Below are 20972 nucleotides of genomic sequence, written 5' to 3' on the forward strand. Positions count from 1 at the left end.
CCCTACAYGAGCGCGGCCGCTACCGCCCCGGCCGCCCCCTCAGAACGGCTTGGCCAGCACCAGCCACACCACGCCGATGAACAGCACCAGCGGCAGCTCGTTGAACCAGCGCAGCGCGCGCGAGGACGGCAACCGCCTGCCGCGCAGGCTGCCCTTCAACAGGCGCCCGGTCCAGGTGTAATACACCAGCAGCAGCACCACCAGTCCGAGCTTGGCGTGCAGCCAGCCGGCCGCACCGGGTGCGACCATCGTCGGGAAATCGGGAATCACCTTGTAGCCCAACCACAGCAGCAGCCCCAGGATCAGCGCCAGGCCGAACATCATGTGGCCGAACTTGTACAGGCGCAGGCCCATCAGCTGCAGGCGCTCGGTCACCGGCAGCTGGCCGGCGGTCTCGCTGAGGTTGACCAGGATCCGCGGCAGGTAGAACACCGCCGCCATCCACGCCACCACGAACAGCAGATGGAAGGTTTTTACCCAGTAGTAGGACTGCATGCGCTTGCTCCGGCGGCTGGCGTAAGGTGGCCGCCATTCTCGCATGCCCCAGTAGAGCCGCCGCATGGGTGTCTGCCGCGACCCATCGCCGCACCCGCGCCACGCATCCCGCAGCGCCAGGCCGTACGATAGGCGCCGTTTTCACGACTGCCCCCAAGCCCATGGACAAGACCTACGACGCCGCTTATTTCCAGCGCTGGTACCAGGCCGACCAGACCGGCGGCGCCGCGCGCCTGGCACGCAAGGTCGCTCTCGCGGTAGCCAGCGCCGAGTACTACCTGGAACGCCCGATCCGCAGCGTGCTCGATATCGGCTGTGGCGAAGGCGCATGGCGCGCGCCGCTGCTCAAGCTGCGGCCGCGCGTGCAGTACCTGGGCTTCGACAGCAGCGAGTACGCGGTGCAGCGCTTCGGTCGCAGCCGCAACCTGCACCTGGCCAAGGTCGGCGATTTTGCCTGGCTGCGGCCGTGCGCCCCGGTGGATCTGCTGGTCTGCTCGGATGTGATGCACTACGTGCCCAGCCGCGAGCTGCGCCCTGCCCTGGACGGCTTCGCCGAGCTCACCGGCGGCGTGGCGTTCCTGGAAGCATTCAGCGCCGAAGATGACTTCGACGGCGACCACGAGGGCTTCCAGCCCCGCCCGTCGCGCTGGTACCGGAGCCATCTCACGAAGACCGGCTTCACCGCGCTGGGCTCGCACTGCTGGCTGTCGCCCGCCCTTGCCGGCCATGCGGCGGCCCTGGAACGCGCAGACCGCTGAATCTCCACGACTAATGAGACAGACCCCGTATTAAGGCGCCGATCCCGCCTGTGCGTTATGCTGCGCGGCAACATAAGACCATACATATTCGGACGCCATGCTCTATCAGCTGCATGAGTTGACCCGCAACATGCTCGCCCCGTGGGTGCACCAGGCCCAGGCCAACGCCAAGTTCTTCGCCAACCAGGGACACTGGTGGTCGCAGATGCCTGGCGCTGATCGCCTGTCCGCGGTGAATGAGCTGTTCCATCGCATCGGCAAGGATTACGAGAAGCCCGAATGGGGCATCAACGAAATCGAGGTCGATGGCGAGCGCGTGCCGATCGTGGTGCACGAGGAAGTGAGCAAGCCGTTCTGCAAGCTGCTGCGCTTCAAGCGCCACAGCAACGAAGCCGAACAGCTGCACACCATGCTCAACCAGCCCTTCGTGCTGGTGGTGGCGCCGTTGTCGGGCCACCACGCCACGCTGCTGCGCGACACCGTGCGCACGCTGCTGCGCGACCACCGCGTGTATGTCACCGACTGGGTCGATGCGCGCATGGTGCCGGGCAGCGAGGGCGAGTTCGGCCTGGACGATTACATCGCCTACGTGCAGGAATTCATCCGCCATCTCGGCGCAGAAAAACTGCACGTGGTGAGCGTGTGCCAGCCCACCGTACCGGTGCTGGCGGCAGTGTCGCTGATGGCCAGTCGTGGCGAGCCAACCCCGCGCACGCTGGTGATGATGGGCGGCCCGATCGATGCGCGCTGCAGCCCGACGGCGGTCAACAACCTGGCCACGCAGAACCCGTTGTCGTGGTTCGAGAACAACGTCATCCACACCGTGCCGGGCACCTACCCCGGCGCCGGTCGCAGGGTGTATCCGGGCTTCCTGCAGCACGCGGGATTCCTGTCGATGAACCCGAGCCGGCACTTCAGTTCGCACTGGGATTTCTATGCCGACCTGGTCAAGGGCGACATGGAAGATGCCGATGCGCACCGTCGTTTCTACGATGAGTACAACGCCGTGCTGGACATGCCGGCCAAGTACTACCTGGACACGATTGAAGTGGTGTTCCAGCAGTTCCTGCTGCCGCGCGGAGAGTGGTTCGTCAACGGCGAGCGCGTGGATCCTTCGGCGATCACCGGTACCGCGCTGCTGAGCATCGAAGGCGAGCTGGACGATATCGCCGGGCTGGGCCAGACCGAAGCGGCGCAGGCCTTGTGCAGCGGTATTCCGGCCGAGCATCGCGAGCATTTCATCGTCGAGGGCGCCGGCCATTACGGCATCTTCAGCGGGCGTCGCTGGCGCGAAACCGTGTACCCGAAGGTGCGGGACTTCTTCGCTGCGCATGCGCAGCCGGCCAATGCCAAGCCGAAGAAAGCGGCCAAGATCGCCAGCAACGTGACCCCGCTGCGACGTAAAGCAGGCTGAAGCCAACGCAATTACGGTAGTGCCGGCCGCTGGCCGGCTGCTCCTGCCATCCGGGTAGTGCCGGCCGCTGGCCGGCTGCTCTTTCATCCTGCATCGCGAGGAGCCGGCCAGCGGCCGGCACTACCTTGGATCTGCGTCGCGCGGAGCCGGCCAGCGGCCGGCACTACCCTGGATCTGCGTCGCGTCAAGGACGCCTTACAGCCGCACCAGCAGGTGCTTGGCCATCATCCCGTGCAGGTGCCCGATGCCACGCGCCAGGTGCAGGGTGGCAAACAGCAGCAGCACGCCGACCACCGCCAGCAGCGGGGTCACCCAGAGCGGCAGCATCTGGTTGCCGTCGATATGGATCCCCACGTAATCCGGGGAGATCAACGCTGCCACCGGCGCCCAGATGAAGGCCAGCGACACCGACAACAGCGTGGTGGCAAGGGTGAAGTAGACGATGCCCAGCGGCAGCATCAGCATGAAGTACAACAGCGTCAGCCAGGTGCGGCCGTCGGTGAACATGTCGCCGATCCGCTGCAGCCAGGTGCGGCTGCGGTCGGAATAGGTCGGCCGGCGCGGCATGCGCTCGCCGAGCAGGGCTTCCACCAGACGCCCTTCCAGCAGCGACAGGCCGCGCACCGAACCGAAGAACAGCACCGCGATCGGGATACCGATGATCAGCACCATCAGCCCCAGCGACAACGACAGGCCGGTCACCACCCAAGTGAAGAAGAACGTGCCGGTGGCCAGCGACAGCAGCATGTAGAACAGCGCGCCGTAGGTGCGTGCCTCCAGGGCGACACCGAAGAAGCGCGCCAGCACGCCGCGCGGCTTGACCGGCGCCGGTGCCGTCGGCGCTACGCCGCTACCAACGCTGGCCCCCCCCGCACCGCCCACCGTCGCCCGGCGCAACGGCGCCGCACCGGCGCTGGGCGTGCGCAGCGCACGGGTAACGGTGATTTCGGTTTCGCGGTAGATCTCGGCGACCTCTTCCGGCGCGCCGTAGCTGCCGGCGACATCGGCGATCACCTCGGCCTCGCTGCGGCCGGGCTGCGCGGCCAGCTCCGAGCGCAGGTATTCCTCGGCGTCGTAGAGGGCGTCCTGCACCATCGCCGGGTCGGCATCGTGCAGGGCCGCGCGCAACTGCGCCAGGTACTGCGGAATGGTGGCGGGCAGCTGGCTGCCCGTCGTGGTCTGGTCGTTCATTGCAGTACCCCCTCCAACACGGAATCGACGGAATCTCGGGTGGCGCGCCAGGCCTGGGTCCATAGCTCCAGTACCTGGCGACCGCGTTCGTTGATGCGGTAGTAGCGTCGCGGCGGTCCGGCCATCGACGGTTCGACATGGCTTTCCAGCAACCCGGCCCCTTCCAGGTTGCGCAGCACCGGGTACAGCGCGCTCTGCTTGCCGCTCAGCACGCCCTCCCCGACCCGCTCCAGCTCCTTGGCTATCAGGTAGCCGTACAGCGGCTCGCCGGCCTTGGCCAGCACCGCCAGCAGGGCCAGCGAGACGGTGCCGGCGCTGAGCTCTTTCTGGAACTTCTTGAGGTGGGCCTCGTGGTCGCTCATGGGCTTCTCCAGCTAGCGTGGAGTCAACACTAGTGTGAAGTCAGCTATAGCGAATGTGTCGTTAGTCACCGTGCCGGTTGGCAGCCCCGACCGCTGGCGGATCCGTCGGGGCTTCGCGCACAATCCGGGGACACTTCCTGAACGGGTTTGCCATGTCGCCACGTCGTCCTGCCCTGCTCGCCCTCGCCCTGGCCTGCGCGCTGCCCTTGGCCGCCAGCGCAGCCACGCCTTACCGCAGCCCGCAGCAGATCCTGGACGCCTCGCCGGCCAGCGACTGGCGCACGCCGGATCCGACCAACCTGCTGTACATGAATCTGGACAAGGGCCAGGTCATCATCGAACTGGCCCCGGCGTTCGCGCCGCAGCATGTGGCCAATATCCAGACGCTGGCGCACGAGCACTTCTGGGACGGCGAAACCGTGTACCGCGTGCAGGACAATTTCGTGGTGCAGTTCGGCGATATCGATGCCGACGATGCGGCCAAGGCCAAGCCATTGGGCACGGCCAAGCGCAAACTACCGGCCGAGTTCCAGCGCGACAGCGCCGGGCTGGAGGTCAGCGTGCTGCCCGATCGCGATGGCTGGGCCGACCAGACCGGGTTTGTGGACGGTTTCGCGGTGGGCCAGGACCGCAAGGATGGCAAGACCTGGCTGGCGCACTGTTACGGCACGCTGGGCGCGGGCCGCAGCAACGAGGAAGACAGCAGCATTGGCGCGGAGCTGTATGTGGTGACGGGGCAGTCGCCACGGCAGCTGGATCGCAACATCACGGTGGTCGGTCGGGTGCTGCAGGGAATGGAACTGTTGAGCGCGTTGCCGCGCGGGCCGGCGCCGATGGGCTTCTATGCCGATGCGGCGCAGCGCACGCCGATCGCCTCGATCCAGCGGGCAACCGATGTGCCGGCGGCGCAGCGGCCGAAGCTGCAGGTGCTGCGGACCGAGTCGAAGACGTTCGCCGATGTGGTGGAGGCGCGGCGCAACCGGGTGGATGATTTCTACAAGCGGCCGGCAGGGCATATCGATCTTTGCAATATTGCGGTGCCGGTGCGGTAAAGCGAGGTTTGGCCGCGCGCTGTGGCGTAGAGCCACCCCATGGGTGGCTGCACGCGGACCAACCGGGCTTAGCGCTTCTGCGACGCCGCGACGCTGCCGAGGATCAAGGCGCCGGCCACGACCATCGCCCCGGTCACCGGTTCGCCCAGGAACAACCAGGCGAACAACGCGCCGAACATCGGAACGAGGTAGGTGACGGTGGAGGCACGCGCCGGGCCGATGCGGGCGATGAGGCGGTAGAACATCAGGAAGGCCAGGCCGGTGCAGACCACGCCCAGGGCAATCGCGCAGGTCCAGGACAGGGCCGGGATCGGGGCCGTCGGCCAGTGGGTGAGGGCCATCGGCAGCAGGGCGATGGCCGCGCAGCCCAGGGTGGCGCCCGCGGAGGCGGCCGGCGGCAGCCCGGTCATGTGGCGCTTGACCAGGTTCACGCCCAGGCCGTACAGCAAGGCAGCCAGCGCGCCGGCGATCACCGCCGCCCCGATGCTCAGGCCGGAAACTTTGGCCGTGGCCAGCACCACGACGCCGGCGAAGCCGACCAGCAGCGCAATGGCGCGGCGCATGCCGATCTTCTCGCCAAAGAACAGGAATGCGATCAGCGCCGCGAACAGCACGGTCATCGCGTTGCAGATCGCGCCGATAGCCGCCGGGGCACGTTGTGCGGCCCAGGCGAACAGCACGAACGGGATCGCCGAGTTGATCACCCCGATCGGCGCCAGCCACAGCCAGCGCCGGGCCGGGAATTGGGCGCGGGCCTGCCACAGGAACGGCAGCAGCACAACCGCGCCCAGCAGCAGGCGCACTTCGACCAACGCGTACGGGCCGAAGCTGGGGACCGCCACACGCATGAACAGGAACGAGCAGCCCCAGATCGCGCCGAGCACGGTCAACTCCAGCGGGGTGCGCCAGTCGCGCTCGACCGCGGCGCTGGCCATCGGGGCGCCGCTCATCRCAAGCCTCCAGTGAACAGGCAGATGCGTGGCTGGGCGGCGTGCGCGGACGGCAACATGGGGGTGGCTCCGGGGGACAGGGACACAGCATCCGCCTACCGGCAGAGGCCCACAAGCGCGTAGTATCCGGGCAAGCCACAAATCTAGTTTGGGTCTCGACCATGATCCTGCGCCCCGCCCTGCTGCCTGCGCTGGGGGTGTTCGCGGTTGCCGCGCGCCACCAGAATTTCGCCCATGCCGCCGAAGAACTGCACCTCACCGCCAGTGCGGTGAGCCACCATGTGCGCAAGCTTGAAGACGTGCTCGGCACGGTGCTGTTCCAGCGCCACGCGCGCGGGGTGCGCTTGACCGCAGAAGGACGCCAGCTGGCCGATGCGGCCGCCGGAGCGCTGAGCGATCTGAACGCGGTCGCCGGCAACCTGCACCCGCAGGCAGACATCGTGCCGTTGCGGGTCACCACCATCCGCTCGCTGTCCTACTGCTGGCTGGTACCGCGGCTGGCGCGCTTCACCGCCCAGCATCCGCAGGTACGGATCGAACTGCAGACCAGCACCGAGCTGGTGCGCTTCGACGAGAACGGGCCGGAACTGGGCATCCGCTACGGGCTGGGGCAATGGCCGGGACTGCGCGCGCATCATCTGATGGACGACGAACTGCAGCCGGTGGCCTCGCCTGCGCTGGCCGGCGTGGCCGCGCTGCGCGAGCCGGTGCAGATCGCCGCGCTGCCGTTGATCAGCGACATGTCACCGCAGGGCTGGCGCGACTGGTTCCGTGCCGCCGGGGTGCGCGGGCTGGAACTGCCCTCGGTGCACTCCTTCAGCGACAGTACCGATGCAATGCGCGCGGCGGTGTACGGCATCGGGGCGGTGCTGGCGCGCAAGCACATCGCCCAGCCCTACCTGCAGCGCTACGAACTGGTGCGCCTGCCCGGGCCGGCGCTCAAGGCGCGCTATGCCTACTACGTGGTGCATGCCGAACACCGACCGCTCAGCCCGACCGCGCTGGCGTTCATGGACTGGCTCAAGCGCGAGGCGCTGGACGAACGCACGCCGATACCGGCGTTGCCGGACGAACTGCTGGGCCGGCCCGCGCCGTCCCCGCCACGCTAGCGCACGCCATCCTCACCCCGTCTTTTCCACGCGCTGGCTAGGCTGGAGCTCCTTTCCCCCAAGGCGCATTCCATGGCCCTGTTGCGACTCCGAATCACCGGCAGCGAAGACGATACGCGTGCCATCACCGACCTGCTGCAGAGCATTGAAGGTATCGAGCATGTCGAGGAAACCGACGACCTGATGCCGCACATGGACGACGACGACTCCAGCTCGGCCGGCCTGTCCGACGACATCGGCCCGGGCATCCACGAACTGGAAGTGGAAGTGGGCAATGCCCTCGGCGCCCAGCGCGTGCGCGACGCCGTGCAGGAACTGGCGCTCGAACTGGATGTGTTCGTCGAATACGAGCACGACGAAGGCTGATCCGCCGCGGTGCCGGGCAACCCGGCACCGCGCGGTCGATCAGGCGTTGTTGGCGTTGCGGCGCTTGCGGCGGCGCCACAGCTTCAACCCGATCCAGCCGAACAGCCAGAGCACAAGGGCTACCGGCAGCAGCGCGGACACCGCGCGGATCAGGAAGGCCACGCTGGAAGTGAGGATCGCGCCAGACTCGCGCACGGCCTCGCCGATTTCACTGCGGCTGCGCTGCCCGGCCGGGGTGTGGAACTGCACCGTCACCAGCTGCGTATCGATCCGCCGACGCTGCTGCGCGGCATCCTTGTTGGCCTGCTCGACGCCCGCCTCGATCTCCGACAGGCGCTGGGTGATCACCAGCAGGTCGGCCATCTTGACGTCCTTGCCGTCCTCATAGGCCAGCAGGCGTTCGTGTTCCTTCTCCAGCCGTGCCTTGGTCAGCGCGGTGTCGGCCACCTGCTGGGCCAGGTCTTCGGCATGGGTGTTGCGCGAGGACACTTCCCCGCCCTGCCCGGCCAGCCCGATGATCGGCTCGACGCCCTTGGGCGCGATCCGCACCCGGATCGAACCGGTCGGGTACTCGCCGCCCTGCTGACCGACCTGCAACACAGCGCAGTCGCCAAAGCGCGCGGACTGGCAGGCATCGGCGATCTGCTTCACGCGCGGACCGATCTGCGCCGCCTCCAGCTGGATGTCGATGTCGTGCTCGTACGCCAGCGCGGCCCCTTCCGGCGAGGCCACCGCGCCCGCCGCACCGGCCCCGGCATCGGCGGCAGCGTGATTCTGGCTGCAGCCGGCCAGGGCCAGCACCAGCGTCCCTGCCAGGGCGCCCGTCAGGCGCCACGTCGTCCTTTTCACTGTTTACCCGCTCCGTCGTATCGATTGATCTTGAGCCCGTCCAGGTCCACCCCGGGCAGGCAACGTACATTCACCGCGACCATCTTCTGTCCGCTGCGCGGGTCCACGCCCTCGCTGAACGGGGCGATCCCGCAGGTGCGGCAATGGTGGTGTTCCAGGTGGTGCTGGTTGAACTGGTAGGTCGCCACGTCGGCCGCATCGGTGCCCAGCCGCAGGGCCTCGCGCGGACCGAACCACAGCAGGCCGCCACGGCGGCGGCACAGCGAACAGTTGCAGTCCAGCACCTCGGTGATAGGGGCGTCGGCATCCACCACGAATGCGATCTGCCCGCAATGACAGCTCCCTTCGTACTGCATGGCGCACCCTCCCGATGAAAGGGCCATGGTAATCCAATGGCACGGGCACGGCCGCGCCGCTGGGCCTATGCTCGGGGATTGACCACAGCACAGGATCGCCGATGCGCCAGCATCTTCTCGCCCTCGCCCTGATCGCCGCCCTCGGCGGCTGCCAGCAGGCCGACGCCCCGCCCGCCGCCACCGGCACGCAGGCCCCGGCCACCGCCGGCGACGCCGCGGTCGATGCCGCGTTCGCCGACCTGTCCAAGCGCGCCCTGGACACCTGGATGCAGCTGTCCCCGATCAGCGCCACCCAGATCGGCGACCACCGCTACGACAGCGAGATCGACGACCTCAGCGCGGCCGGCCAGCAGAAGGTGCTGACCGCCTACAAAGGCCTGGTGGGCGACCTGGACCGGATCGATGTGAGCAAGCTCTCGCGCGAGAACCAGGTGGATGCGGCGATCCTGCGCAACCAGCTGCAGTCGGAAATCTGGAGCGCCGAGGTGCTGCAGTCGTCCAAGTGGGACCCGCAGATCTACAACGGCATGGCCGGCAGCGCGCTGTACGGGCTGATGGCGCGTGAGTTCGCCCCGCTGCCCGACCGCCTGAAGTCGGCCACCGCGCGCATGGAGAAGCTGCCGCAGATCTTCGCCCAGGCCCGCGAAAACCTGGACCCGGCCCGCGTGCCGAAGATTCATGCCGAGACGGTGGCCAAGCAGAACCGCGGCATCCTCAGCATCGTCGATACGTTCATCACCCCGCACATCGGCGAGCTGCCGGCCGAAGACGGCAAGCGTCTGCAGGCCGCCATCGATGGCCTGAAGAAGGCCGTCGAAGAACAGCAGACTTGGCTGGACAAGACCCTGGTGCCCAACGCCAAGGGCGACTTCCGCATCGGCGCGGAGCTGTACGACCAGAAGCTGAAGTTCGCGCTGAGCTCGTCGCTGTCGCGTGCGGAGATCGGCGAACGCGCGCGTGCCGAACTCAAGCGCGTGCGCCAGGACATGTACGGCATCGCGCAGATGGTGCTGAAGGACAAGCCGGGCGCGCCGGCACTGCCGGCCAACCCGAGCGACGACCAGCAGCAGGCGGCGATCGAGGCGGCGCTGGAGCTGGCCTACGCCGACAAGCCGGCGCGCGACAAGGTGGTGGACGATGCGAAGGCGGCGCTGGCGCAGTCGACCGAATTCGTACGCAAGCATGACCTGATGACGCTGCCCGATTCGCCGGTGGACATCATCCTGATGCCCGAGTTCCAGCGTGGCGTGGCGGTGGCCTATTGCGATTCGCCCGGTCCGCTGGACAAGAACCTGAAGACGTTCTACGCGGTGTCGCCGATTCCGGATGATTGGAGCGACAAGCAGGTCGATTCGTTCCTGCGCGAATACAACAGCCGGATGATCCACCTGCTGAGCATCCACGAGGGCACGCCGGGGCATTATCTGGAGGGCTGGCATTCGGGCAAGTTCCCCTCGACGCTGCGCGCGGTGCTGCGTTCGGGGCTGTTCGCCGAGGGCTGGGCGGTCTACACCGAGCGGATGATGCAGGAGCAGGGTTACCTGGACAACGATCCGCTGTTCCATCTGGTGCAGTTGAAGTTCTACCTGCGCACCATTTCCAACGCGATCCTGGACCAGGGCGTGCACGTGGACAACTGGTCGCGCGAGCAGGCGATGCATCTGATGACGCACGATGCGTTCCAGCAGGAAAGCGAGGCGTCGGGCAAGTGGGTGCGTGCGCAGTTGACGTCGGCGCAGTTGCCGACCTACTTCGTGGGTGCGCAGGAGCACTTCGATACGCGCAAGGCGATGCAGGACAAGCTGGGCGCGAAGTTCAACCTGAAGGCCTACCACGACCAGATGCTGTCCTACGGCGCACCGCCGGTACGTTTCGCGCGCCAGCTGATGCTGGACCAGCCGATCGAGTAAGCACTGCCTCGTTCCTCGTCAGACAGGCAAACGGCCCGGGGTGACCCGGGCCGTTTTTTTTGGTCCTTCTCTCATCTGATTGGGGGTGTTTTGTTGCAAGACCCGCCGCCAAATGAGTAGGACGCGACGCGGGTGGCCGGGTGCGCAGGCGCCGTTTGGATCTGGTCCTGTCTTTGATCGGGGCTGTCGCGCGCGTTAGGGCCCCGTAGCAGCCGGTAGGCCCCTGGTGCAAATGTCCCCCCGGCCGCTACGGGGCTCGGCTCGCGTTACAAGCCAGGAGCGAGGCTTCCCTGACTTTCGGCGGTGGGYCRGGCGCTGGGCGCCCATGCCCTTTCCGGCGAATGTCCTCCGGCGTCGGCCTGTTGCCGACACCTCCCCCTTTATTTCGCCTCCAAGGGCATGGGCGCCCAGCGCCCGACCCACCGCCGAAAGTCAGGGAAGCCTCGCTCCTGGCGTCTCCACGATCCGGCCCTGGTCCATCACCACCAACCGGTCCATGCGCGCGATGGTCGACAAGCGGTGCGCGATCGCGATCACCGTCTTGCCGGCCATCAATTCGTCCAGGTTGTCCTGGATGGCCGCTTCCACTTCCGAATCCAGCGCCGAGGTCGCCTCGTCCAGCACCAGGATCGGCGCGTCCTTCAGCAGCACCCGGGCGATGGCGATACGCTGGCGCTGGCCACCGGACAGCTTGACCCCGCGCTCGCCCACATGCGCGTCGTAGCCGGTACGCCCTTCGCCGTCGCGCAGCGTCTCGATGAACGCCTCCGCGCGCGCCTTGGCCACCGCGCTGCGCAACTGCGCCTCGGTCGCATCCGGCCGGCCATACAGCAGGTTGTCGCGGATCGAGCGGTGCAGCAGCGACGTGTCCTGGGTAACCACCCCGATCTGCCGACGCAGGCTCTCCTGGGTCACGGCGGCGATGTCCTGGCCATCGATGCGGATATGCCCGCTTTCCAGGTCGTACAGACGCAGCAGCACATTGACCAGGGTCGACTTGCCCGCGCCCGACGGACCGACCAGGCCGATCTTCTCGCCCGGCTTCACGTCCAGGTTGAGCCCGGCCATCACCCCACCGGCCTTGCCGTAGTGGAAATGGATATCGTCGAAATGCACCCCGCCCCGTGCGACCTCCAGCGGCACCGCATCAGCACGGTCCTGCACGGTCAGCGGCTGGGAGATCGTGGTGATGCCATCCTGCACCGTGCCGATGTCCTCGAAGATGCCATTGATGGTCCACATGATCCAGCCGGACATGTTGTGGATGCGAATCACCAGACCGGTGGCCAGGGTGATCGCGCCGACGCTGATGTGGCCGCCGTTCCACAGCCACAGTGCCAGCCCACAGGTGCCCACGATCAGAAAGCCGTTGACGATGGCGATGGTGACTTCCAGCCCGGTGGTGACCCGGGTCTGGCCACGATGCTTGACCGCCAGGTCCTGGATCGATTCAGCCACGTAGGCCTGCTCATGCCCGCCATGGGCGAACAGCTTCAGCGTGGGAATGTTGGTGTAGCCATCGACGATACGGCCCATCGCCTTTGAACGTGCTTCCGAAGCGATCCACGCCCGCTGTTTCGCGCGCGGTACGAAGTACCCCATGATCACCGCGTAGGCGGCCATCCACAGCCCCAGCGGAATCATCAGGCGCCAGTCGGCCTGCGCGAACAGGTACAGCGCGGTGCCGGTGTAGACGATGATGTACCAGAGCGAATCGACCATCTGCACCGCCGATTCACGCAGTGACGTACCGGTCTGCATGACCCGGTTGGCCATGCTGCCGGCGAAGTCGTTCTGGAAGAAACTCAGGCTCTGCCGAACCACGTAGTTGTGCATCAGCCAGCGCGAGCGGTTGCTCAGCCCCGGCACGATGGCCTGGTTGACCAGCAGGCTGTGCAGCGACACCAGCAGCGGCCGCGCGATCAGGGTGATGCCGGCCATCCACAACAGCGTGTTGGCATGGCGGGCGAAGAAGCCGCTGCCGGGCTGCTCGGCGACCATGTCCACGATGCGGCCAAGGAAATCGAACATCGCCACTTCCACCAGCGCCAGCAGCAGGCCGGCGATCAACGTGGCCAGCAGCACCGGCCACACCGGGCGCAGATAGTGGATGTAGAACGGCACCACCCCGCGCGGCGGCATGCGGCCGTCGAGGGGCGGAAACACCGGAATCAGCGACTCGAACCAGCGGAACATCGCAGTGCACCCAAAACATGACAGGCCGCGATTATCCCACCACGGCCTGTGTTTTTACTCGCGCCTCCATCACAGGCCGGTGGCGGTATTCAGCCCTTGGCGTCGGCCACGATCGGGACGAACAACAAGTCCTGGAAATCGAAGCTGAAATCGGTCAACGACGAGATCGCCTGCATGCGCATGTCGCGCACCTTGCCATCCGGATCCAGGCTGAAGTTGACGAACGCATCGGCGTTGAGCGAGCGGTCGTCCCAGCGCACGATGAAGGTGTCGTGCTGCCAGTGTTCCAGCGTGCCGACCAGCTGGGCGGTCTTGCCGAACCGCAGGCGCAGTTTGCCGCCGTCGCGTTCCACGAACACATCGCCATACCATGCATCGCGGTAACCGCCGGCGTAACGCGCCAACGGCAGCGACGGTTTGCTTTTGGCATCGCGCGCCGCCTGATGCGTTGCCCAGCTTTCATCGGCCTTGTCCTGCGCCTTGGCCACCGCCGCCGCATACGCCTCGACCCAGTCGGTGGGTGGCGTCTGCAGGTACGCATCGAGCACGTCCATGGTGATCGCATTGAACGCGGCGCCCACTTCCTGGTTGGTCAGCACCACGATGCCCAGCTTCTGCTCGGGCACCAGGGTCACCCGCGAGACCATGCCCGGCCAGCCGCCGGTGTGCCAGACCAGCTTCTGGCCACGGTAATCGCTCAGGCTCCAGCCTTCGCCATAACCGGCGAAGTTCGGCTTGGCCGCCGCCAGCTGCGGCACGCTGGGCTCGGCCACCACCTGCGGGGTGATCATCTGCCACATGCCCTGCTGGCTCTTGGCGCTGAACAGCGCCTGCCCGTTCTCCAGCGTACCGTGGGCCAGCTGCACGTTCATCCAGCGCGCCATGTCGTGCACGCTGGAATAGATGCCGCCGGCGCCGGCGTTGTTGGACCAGGTCAGCGGGGCGACGGTACGCAACGTGCTGAAGTCGTACTTGGCGTGGCCGACCGCGGCGTTGTCGCCGGGCTTGAGGTGGTCCGCGTTGTAGCGGGTGCCGTCCATGCCCACCGGGGTGAAGATGTGCTGCTGCAGGAACGCGGCGTAGGACTGCCCGGAGACCTGCTCGATCACCTGCTGGGCCACCGCGTAGAGAATATTGTCGTAGGCGTAGCGGTCGCGGAAGCCGGCTTTGAGCGGCACCTTGGCCAGGCGCTGCACGACCTCCTGGTTGCTGTAGCCGGTGGTCGGCCAGAACAGCAGATCACCCGCTCCCAGACTCAGCCCGCTGCGGTGCGAGAGCAGGTCGCGGATGCGCATCTCGCCAGTAACGTAGGGATCGGACATGCGGAAGCCCGGTAGATGGTCGATCACCCGGTCGTCCATCTTCAGCTTGCCCTGCTCGGCCAACAGATTCAGCGAGGTGGCGGTGAAGGCCTTGGTGTTGGACGCGATCGCAAACAGCGTATCGGCCTGTACCGGTGCCGGCTTGCCCAGTTCGCGCACGCCGTAGCCGCGTTCGAACACGACCTGGCCATCCTTGACCACCGCCACGGCGATGCCGGGCACGTCGAACTGGCTGCGGACGCGCTCGACCGTGCTGTCCAGGCGCTGCAGCTGCGCCGGTACCGCCGCCGATGCCAAAGGTGCACATGCGAGCAGCACGATGCCTCCGATCCAGGATGTGTTCAAACAGTGTCTCCAGGTGCGTGTCGCGGGGACGTTGAGGCCTGCACGGGCCCGCTCGCCGGTTTCGCACGATGGTAACGCGCGCGCGCTCAGGCTCGCCTGTGCCAGAAGGAGGACCGCTCCGGAGACCGACATGACCGCGCCTGCCGATACCGTATCCACCGTCATTCCGTGCCTGCGCTACCGCGACGCCCGGGCGGCGATCGCCTGGCTGCAGCACGCGTTCGGGTTCGAGCCGCAGGCGGTGTATGCCGAGGGCGATACCGTCCACCATGCACAGCTGGTCTACGGCCACGGCATGATCATGCTCGGCTCGGTCGACACCACCAGCGAGTGGGGCCGGCACAGCGTGCAGCCCGATGAGGTCGGCGGTCGCCAGACCCAGAGTGCCTGTGTGATCGTGGCCGATCCCGACGCGCATTACGCGCGGGCGGTGGCCGCCGGCGCACGGGTGGTGATCGAGATCGCCGACCAGCCCTACGGCGGGCGCGGCTACGCCTGTCGTGATCCCGAAGGATTCCTGTGGTGGTTCGGCAGCTACGATCCGTGGCGCGCCCACGCAGGCACCGCATGACGGCCGCAGCAGGGCGTATCCGCACCGGCATTGGCGGCTGGGTGTTTCCGGCCTGGCGCGGTGGCATGTTCTACCCGGCCGGGCTGCCGCAGCGCGAAGAGCTGGCCCATGCCAGTGCCGCGCTGCGCTGCATCGAGATCAACAGCACCTTCTACCGGGCGCAGAAGCCGGCCGTCTACGCGCAATGGCGCGAGCAGACGCCGCCGGGCTTCCGCTTCTCGGCCAAGGCACCGCGCACCATCACCCAGACCCATGACCTGAGCAAGGTCGGGCCGCGGGTGGAGGCCTTCGTCGCTGGAATCGTGGCGTTGGAAGACCGGCTGGGCCCGCTGGTGTGGCAGTTCGGTGATACCCACCCTGCCGATGCGGAGGCGTTTGACGGCTTCCTGCAGCTGCTGCCGAAGCAGGCCGATGGGCGACGCCTTCAGCATGCGCTGGAGGTGCGCAATCCGGCGGCGTGGACGCTCGAGCTGGTGACGGTGGCGCGGGCGCACAACGTGGCCTTGGTGTTCAGCGGCTCTGCCGAGCATCCGAGCTTTGCCGACCCGACCGCGGATTTCGTCTATGCGCGGCTGATGCATGCACGCGCCAACCTGCGTGCGGGCTATCCGGAACGGGCGCTGGAGCAGTGGTGCCTGCGTGCGATGCGCTGGGCGCGCGGCGAGGACAATCCGGACCTGCCCCATGTGACCGCCGAGGCAGCGTCCACCGGTCCGCGCGAGGTCTACATGCTGTTCATTGGTGCGGCCAAGCAGCGTAATCCTGGCGCGGCGATGGCGCTGCGCGACCAGCTGGCGCGCGTAGGAGCGACGTAACGCCGATCGTGGGTCGGCCTATCGACCCACCATCGATAGCTACCGCCGGGTGGATACGGCGCTGCGCGCGCCCAACCGCGCGTCGATCCGCCACAACAACGCCCCCAGCGCGATGAACGCCAGCCCCACCACCAGCGCATTGCGCGCCACCGTGGCGGCACCGAGCGCGGCCAGGTCCAGGAACGGATACGGGTACTGCCCGCTCCAGCGCCCGACCAGCAGCGCCCACCCCAGGTAGATCGCCGGGAACAGCAGCGCCCAGCCGAGCTGGCGCCAGCGCAGGCACCCATGCGGTCCGGCCAGCCAACCCAGCAGGTACAGCACCGGGACGGCGTAATGCAAGCCTGTATCGGCCCACCACTGTGCGCCCTGCGGATGCCACAGGCCGCGCAAGACCAGCACGTAGACCAATCCGGTGATGCCGATATACAGCGCCACCGCGGCACTGGCGGCGGGCGCGGCCATGCCGTCGCGGCGCCCCCGCAGCCGTGCCAGACAGACCGCGGCCACACCGATGTTGCTGAGGATGGTGAAGTAGCCGAGCAGGCGCAGCAGCGCCTGCCCGGTGCCGGCCGTGGCGCCGACGGTCTGCAGCAGCAGCGCGTACTGCAGCACCAGCGCTGCGATGGCGGTGAGCCCGGTGAGCCCGGCCAGGGCCCGGGCGCGCGGGGACGGTGAGGGGATCGGTGCGCTGTTCATCGGCGCAGGATGCCATGCCGGCCTAAACGCGACGTGCATGGATCGCGGTGGCGCCCGGCTTGTCGCACAATACCGCGATGCCCATGACCGATACCCGCAGAGCGCTTCTGCAAATCCATTTCTGCGTGCTGCTGTGGGGCGTCACCGCCATCCTCGGCAAGCTGATCACCCTGCCCGCGCTGCCGTTGGTGTGGTGGCGAATGCTGCTCGTGGTGGCGATGCTGGCGTTGCTGCCACGGGTGTGGCGCGGGCTGCGGCAGCTGTCGCCGACACTGTTTGCAGGCTACTGCGGCATCGGCGCGCTGGTCGCGCTGCACTGGCTGACCTTCTACGGCGCGGTGAAACTGGCCAATGCCTCGGTGGCGGCCACCTGCATCGCGCTGGCGCCGGTGTTCACCTCGGTGATCGAGCCGTGGGTGGCCAGGCGCCCGTTCCAGCTGCGCGAGCTCGCCTTCGGCGTCGCGGTGCTGCCCGGCGTGGCGCTGGTGGTGGGCGGGGTTCCGCATGGCATGCGCCTGGGCGTACTGATTGGTGCCCTGTCGGCGCTGCTGGTGGCGGTGTTCGGCTCGCTCAACAAGCGCATGGTCAGTCACGCCGACCCGCTTACCGTGACCGCGCTGGAACTCGGCGCTGGCACGCTCACCCTGACCCTGCTGGCGCCGGCGCTGCCGTTCCTGCTGCCGGCGCTGGCCAGCCCGCTGTGGGTGATCCCGGACCTGCACGATGGCCTGCTGCTGCTGACCCTGGCCGGGCTGTGCACGCTGCTGCCATTCGCGCTGGCGCTGGTCGCGCTGCGCCACATCAGTGCCTACACCTCGCAGCTGGTGACCAACCTCGAACCGGTCTACGCGATCGTGCTGGCGATGGTGTTGCTCAGCGAGCAGCGCGAACTGACCCCGCTGTTCTATGCCGGCGTGGCAATCATCGTCGGCGCGGTGTTCCTGCATCCCCTGTTGAACCGCCGCAAGCCGGTCCAGCATCCGGAGATCCTGGCTACCGCCGAGGCGCGCAACATCGCCGATTGACCGGCCCGGCGCGCACCGGCCAGCAGTCCGGTACCAGCTGTGATGGCCGACCAACGGTCGCTACCGGATGCGAATGGCCCGGCCGACGATCGGCGCTTACCGCGATGGCCAGTACCAGGCCGGCGCATCCAGCAGGCCCTGTCCGACCACGCGGGTCTGGCTGAGTTCCTTGTGCAGGCGGATACACGCACACGCAGGGTCTTCCTGCAGCGCCGCGATCAGGCGGCTGGCGTGCGACACCACCCACAACTGGCTGCGCGTTGACGCGGCAATGATCAACCGCGCCAGCGCCGGCAGCAGGTCCGGGTGCAGGCTGGTCTCCGGTTCGTTGAGCACCATCAGCGGCGGCGGGCGCGGGGTATGCAACGCCGCAATCAGCAGCAGATAGCGCAGCGTGCCGTCGGACAGTTCAGCCGCCGACAACGGCCGCAGCAGCCCGGGCTGCTGGAACTTCAGGTGCAGCCGGCCTTCGTGCGGTTCGATCAACACCTGCGCACCGGGAAACGCATCGTCGAGCGAGCGCGCCAGGGCCTGCGGATCGCCGATCTCCACGATGGTCTGCCAGGCCGCCGCCAGGTCATGGCCGTCGTGGCTGAGCACCGGCGTGCGCGTGGCCAGCGGCGCCTGCCGCGCCGGTGCGTGCGGATCGCTGCGGAAATGATCGTAGAAACGCCAGCCGCGGATCGATTCGCGCAGGGCCAGCACCTCGGGCATGCGCTGCGGATCGGCCAGTTGGGTGAACAGGCTTTCGAATACCGACAGGTGCTCGTCCACCACCTCCCACTGCCGGCCGTTCCTGCGCCGCACCAGCGCGCCGCGTCGCTCTACCAGCGCGTTGGCGCTGCGCAGGAATGGCCCGGCCCAGACACTCTCGCATTTGATCTGCGGGTCCAGGTCGAACATCGACCTGCTGCCCACCGGTAGCCCCAGGTCGATCGCATAGCCGAAATCGGCAGCCGCAAACCCGAGCCGCAGCGCGACCGATGGCGCGTGCGCCTGGCCCTGCACGGGGATCTCGCCCCGTACCATGCGCGGGTTGATGCGGCTGGGCCCGGCCCACAGCGCCGAGCCCAGCCCGCCCTCGCGCGCCAGCGCCGCGGCAACGCCGCCCTGCGCGGTCTCGGCCAGCAGGCGCAGCGCGCGGTAGAGGCTGGATTTGCCGCTGCCGTTGTCACCGGTGACCAGGTTGAGCCGTCCCATCGGCACGACCAGGTCGTACAGGGAGCGGTAGTTGGCGATGGCCAGGGTCTGCAGCATGGCAAGGGCGGTGGCAGGCGGGACACCAGCATGCCAGCGCCGCGTCGCAGTGCCTGCGAATGCGCCCTCAGTCGGCGCGCAGCACCCGGTTGCGGCCCTGATGCTTGGCCTGGTAGAGCGCCGCGTCGGCGCGGGCCAGGGTCTGCTCCACCGTGTCGCCGTGGTGGTGGGCGGCCACGCCGATGCGGATCGTCAGCGGGATGCCCAGCGGCAGGTCGGCCACGGCCATGCGCAGGACATCGCACTGCAGCTCGGCGGTGGCCAGCGCGGTGTCGGGCATCAGCACCACGAACTCCTCGCCGCCAAAGCGCGCCGCCAGCCCCTGCCCGGCGAAGTGCGCGCGCAGCAGCCGGGCCAGTTCGGCCAGCACGTGGTCGCCGGTGGCGTGGCCGTAGAGATCGTTGACGCGCTTGAAATGGTCGATGTCCAGCAGGGCCACCGCGGTCTGCCGTGGCTGGCCGTCGGCATCGCAGACCGCCGCCGTCAGCGCGGCGCTCATCGCGCGGCGGTTGGGTAGTCCGGTCAGCGGGTCGGTGCGGCTCTGCTCGGCCAGGTCCGCATTCTGCTGTTCAAGCAGGTTGTTGTATTCGCCCAGGCGCTGTTCGTACCACGCGCGGTCGCGCATGTGCTGCTGGATCTCGTGCGCGTAGCGGCGCAGTTCCATCACCAGCGAGACCTGCCGGGACAGCGCGGCCAAGGCCTTGGCCTGCTCCGGGCGCAGCTGCCCAGGGCTGGCGTCGAACACGCACAACGTCCCCAGCGGCAATCCATCGAAGCTGAGCAACGGTGCACCGGCGTAGAAGCGCACGTGCGGGTCGTCCACCACCAGCGGGTTGTCGTGGAAGCGCGGATCCTGCAATGCATCCTCGACCACCATCACCTGGTCCGGTTGCAGGATGGCGTGGCCACAGAAGGAGATATCGCGACTGGCCTCGCTGGCGTCCACCGCCCGCCGCGCCTTGAACCACTGGCGGTCCCGGTCCACCAGCGTCACCGCCCCCATGCCGGTGCCACACAAGGCCGTGGCAATGGTCACCAGATCCTCGAACGACCGTTCATTGGGCGTATCCAGGATCTGGTAGCGCTGCAGCGCCAGCAGGCGCTGTTCTTCGTTGTCCGGCTTGGACGGCTTGATCATCGGGGCAGGCGTGGTGGTGTTCCCGCGCAGTCTAGCCCCGCTGCGGCGTCATCGCGTGACGCACGGCATCACCACTCCAGCTGCTTGGGCAGCAGGCCTTTGAGCTCGGCGTCGGTCAGATTGCGCCACTGGCCCGGCTTGAGCGCACCGAGCTTGATGTTGTCGATGCGCACGCGGCGCAGCTGGGTAACGCGGTAGTCGAAGGCGGCGGCCATCAGGCGGATCTGCCGGTTCAGGCCTTGCTGCAGGGTGATGCGGAAACCGAACTTGGCCAGCTTGCTGGTGCGGCACGGCAGCGTGGTTTCGTCGCGGATGCGCACGCCGCGCGCCATGCCGCGCAGGAATTCGTCGGTGACCGGCTTGTTCACCGCCACCATGTATTCCTTCTGGTGGCCGTTCTCGGCACGCAGGATCTGGTTGACGATGTTGCCGTTGCTGGTCAGCAGGATCAGGCCTTCGGAATCCTTGTCCAGGCGCCCCACCGGGAAGATGCGCTGCTCGTGGCCGACGAACTCGACGATGTTGCCCTTGACCGAGGTTTCGGTGGTGCAGGTGATGCCCACCGGCTTGTTCAGCGCGATGTAGACGTGTTTGCGGCCACCGGCCTTTTTCGCTTCGCGGGCGCGCAGCGGTTGGCCGTCGACCAGGACCACGTCGCCTTCGCCGACCACCGCACCGGTGCCGGCCGGATGGCCGTTGACGGTGACGCGGCGCTCGCCGATCAGGCGGTCGGCTTCGCGACGGGAACAGAAGCCGGTATCGGCGATGTGCTTGTTGAGTCGAATAGTCATG

General features: G+C 67.6%; 21 protein-coding genes. 9 read left to right on the forward strand and 12 right to left on the reverse strand.

Annotated features, from left to right (window positions below):
• Positions 1–39 precede the first annotated feature (39 nt).
• Complete coding sequence (locus AC1DR7_RS01380; protein ID WP_256776818.1) at positions 40–495, reverse strand: CopD family protein; 456 nt, start codon at positions 493–495, stop codon at positions 40–42.
• Between the two features lie 161 nt (positions 496–656).
• Here AC1DR7_RS01380 and AC1DR7_RS01385 point away from each other — a divergent pair, with 161 nt between their 5' ends.
• Positions 657–1253 carry a class I SAM-dependent DNA methyltransferase gene (locus tag AC1DR7_RS01385; protein WP_457321465.1) on the forward strand — a complete coding sequence of 199 codons (597 nt, stop codon included), beginning with the start codon at positions 657–659 and terminating at the stop codon, positions 1251–1253.
• Positions 1254–1350: 97 nt separating this feature from the next.
• A complete protein-coding gene (locus AC1DR7_RS01390; RefSeq protein ID WP_478054991.1) occupies positions 1351–2667 on the forward strand; it encodes a polyhydroxyalkanoate depolymerase in 1317 nt (438 codons plus the stop codon).
• A 195-nt stretch (positions 2668–2862) separates the two neighbouring features.
• Here the strand turns inward: AC1DR7_RS01390 and AC1DR7_RS01395 are convergent, their stop codons facing one another.
• Positions 2863–3858 (reverse strand): sensor domain-containing protein, encoded by a 996-nt coding sequence (locus AC1DR7_RS01395; protein WP_457319310.1) that lies wholly within the window; start codon positions 3856–3858, stop codon positions 2863–2865.
• Positions 3855–4220 carry a PadR family transcriptional regulator gene (locus AC1DR7_RS01400; protein ID WP_256776822.1) on the reverse strand — a complete coding sequence of 122 codons (366 nt, stop codon included), beginning with the start codon at positions 4218–4220 and terminating at the stop codon, positions 3855–3857. The genes AC1DR7_RS01395 and AC1DR7_RS01400 overlap by 4 nt, the downstream gene beginning before the upstream one ends.
• 152 nt (positions 4221–4372) lie before the next feature.
• Here AC1DR7_RS01400 and AC1DR7_RS01405 point away from each other — a divergent pair, with 152 nt between their 5' ends.
• A complete protein-coding gene (locus AC1DR7_RS01405) occupies positions 4373–5272 on the forward strand; it encodes a peptidylprolyl isomerase (protein WP_457319309.1) in 900 nt (299 codons plus the stop codon).
• 68 nt (positions 5273–5340) lie between these two features.
• On the opposite strand, the gene AC1DR7_RS01410 is transcribed toward AC1DR7_RS01405, so the two are convergent.
• Complete coding sequence (locus tag AC1DR7_RS01410) at positions 5341–6222, reverse strand: DMT family transporter (protein WP_457319308.1); 882 nt, start codon at positions 6220–6222, stop codon at positions 5341–5343.
• Between the two features lie 161 nt (positions 6223–6383).
• Here AC1DR7_RS01410 and AC1DR7_RS01415 point away from each other — a divergent pair, with 161 nt between their 5' ends.
• Both AC1DR7_RS01415 and AC1DR7_RS01420 read left to right on the forward strand, forming a co-directional pair.
• Positions 6384–7331 carry a LysR substrate-binding domain-containing protein gene (locus AC1DR7_RS01415; protein WP_457319307.1) on the forward strand — a complete coding sequence of 316 codons (948 nt, stop codon included), beginning with the start codon at positions 6384–6386 and terminating at the stop codon, positions 7329–7331.
• A gap of 72 nt (positions 7332–7403) precedes the next feature.
• A complete protein-coding gene (locus AC1DR7_RS01420) occupies positions 7404–7697 on the forward strand; it encodes a hypothetical protein (protein ID WP_256776826.1) in 294 nt (97 codons plus the stop codon).
• Positions 7698–7736: 39 nt separating this feature from the next.
• Here AC1DR7_RS01420 and AC1DR7_RS01425 read toward each other — a convergent pair whose 3' ends face one another.
• Positions 7737–8546 (reverse strand): DUF4349 domain-containing protein, encoded by an 810-nt coding sequence (locus AC1DR7_RS01425; RefSeq protein ID WP_478051953.1) that lies wholly within the window; start codon positions 8544–8546, stop codon positions 7737–7739.
• Positions 8543–8902 (reverse strand): GFA family protein, encoded by a 360-nt coding sequence (locus AC1DR7_RS01430; protein WP_256776828.1) that lies wholly within the window; start codon positions 8900–8902, stop codon positions 8543–8545. Before AC1DR7_RS01430 ends, AC1DR7_RS01425 begins: the two co-directional genes overlap by 4 nt.
• Before the next feature lie 101 nt (positions 8903–9003).
• On the opposite strand from AC1DR7_RS01430, the gene AC1DR7_RS01435 reads away from it, so the two are divergent.
• Positions 9004–10812, forward strand: coding sequence for a DUF885 domain-containing protein (locus tag AC1DR7_RS01435; RefSeq protein WP_457319305.1), 1809 nt, complete (start codon positions 9004–9006; stop codon positions 10810–10812).
• A gap of 432 nt (positions 10813–11244) precedes the next feature.
• Here AC1DR7_RS01435 and smrA read toward each other — a convergent pair whose 3' ends face one another.
• Together smrA and AC1DR7_RS01445 are read right to left on the reverse strand one after the other, a co-directional pair.
• Positions 11245–13008 carry a multidrug efflux ABC transporter SmrA gene (smrA, locus tag AC1DR7_RS01440; RefSeq protein WP_478076370.1) on the reverse strand — a complete coding sequence of 588 codons (1764 nt, stop codon included), beginning with the start codon at positions 13006–13008 and terminating at the stop codon, positions 11245–11247.
• A gap of 89 nt (positions 13009–13097) precedes the next feature.
• Positions 13098–14675 carry a serine hydrolase gene (locus tag AC1DR7_RS01445; protein ID WP_457318487.1) on the reverse strand — a complete coding sequence of 526 codons (1578 nt, stop codon included), beginning with the start codon at positions 14673–14675 and terminating at the stop codon, positions 13098–13100.
• A gap of 130 nt (positions 14676–14805) precedes the next feature.
• On the opposite strand from AC1DR7_RS01445, the gene AC1DR7_RS01450 reads away from it, so the two are divergent.
• A complete protein-coding gene (locus AC1DR7_RS01450; RefSeq protein WP_256776832.1) occupies positions 14806–15246 on the forward strand; it encodes a VOC family protein in 441 nt (146 codons plus the stop codon).
• A complete protein-coding gene (locus tag AC1DR7_RS01455; RefSeq protein WP_457318488.1) occupies positions 15243–16061 on the forward strand; it encodes a DUF72 domain-containing protein in 819 nt (272 codons plus the stop codon). The genes AC1DR7_RS01450 and AC1DR7_RS01455 overlap by 4 nt, the downstream gene beginning before the upstream one ends.
• 39 nt (positions 16062–16100) lie before the next feature.
• Here AC1DR7_RS01455 and AC1DR7_RS01460 read toward each other — a convergent pair whose 3' ends face one another.
• Entirely contained in the window at positions 16101–16760 is a 660-nt protein-coding gene (locus AC1DR7_RS01460) for a Pr6Pr family membrane protein (protein WP_457318489.1), read from the reverse strand.
• A 77-nt stretch (positions 16761–16837) separates the two neighbouring features.
• Here AC1DR7_RS01460 and AC1DR7_RS01465 point away from each other — a divergent pair, with 77 nt between their 5' ends.
• The gene (locus AC1DR7_RS01465) at positions 16838–17785 is read left to right on the forward strand and encodes a DMT family transporter (protein ID WP_256776850.1); all 948 of its coding nucleotides are present in this window, start codon (positions 16838–16840) and stop codon (positions 17783–17785) included.
• 96 nt (positions 17786–17881) lie between these two features.
• On the opposite strand, the gene AC1DR7_RS01470 is transcribed toward AC1DR7_RS01465, so the two are convergent.
• The 3 genes from AC1DR7_RS01470 to AC1DR7_RS01480 form a co-directional block, all read right to left on the reverse strand.
• On the reverse strand, positions 17882–19042 hold the full coding sequence (locus AC1DR7_RS01470) for an AAA family ATPase (protein WP_457318490.1): 1161 nt from the start codon (positions 19040–19042) through the stop codon (positions 17882–17884).
• Between the two features lie 67 nt (positions 19043–19109).
• Positions 19110–20180, reverse strand: a complete 1071-nt coding sequence (locus tag AC1DR7_RS01475; RefSeq protein ID WP_478051309.1) for a sensor domain-containing diguanylate cyclase — start codon at positions 20178–20180, stop codon at positions 19110–19112.
• 68 nt (positions 20181–20248) lie between these two features.
• On the reverse strand, positions 20249–20971 hold the full coding sequence (locus tag AC1DR7_RS01480; RefSeq protein ID WP_457318492.1) for a pseudouridine synthase: 723 nt from the start codon (positions 20969–20971) through the stop codon (positions 20249–20251).
• Position 20972 lies beyond the last annotated feature (1 nt).

This window comes from Stenotrophomonas sp. P5_A9, from assembly GCF_056400525.1.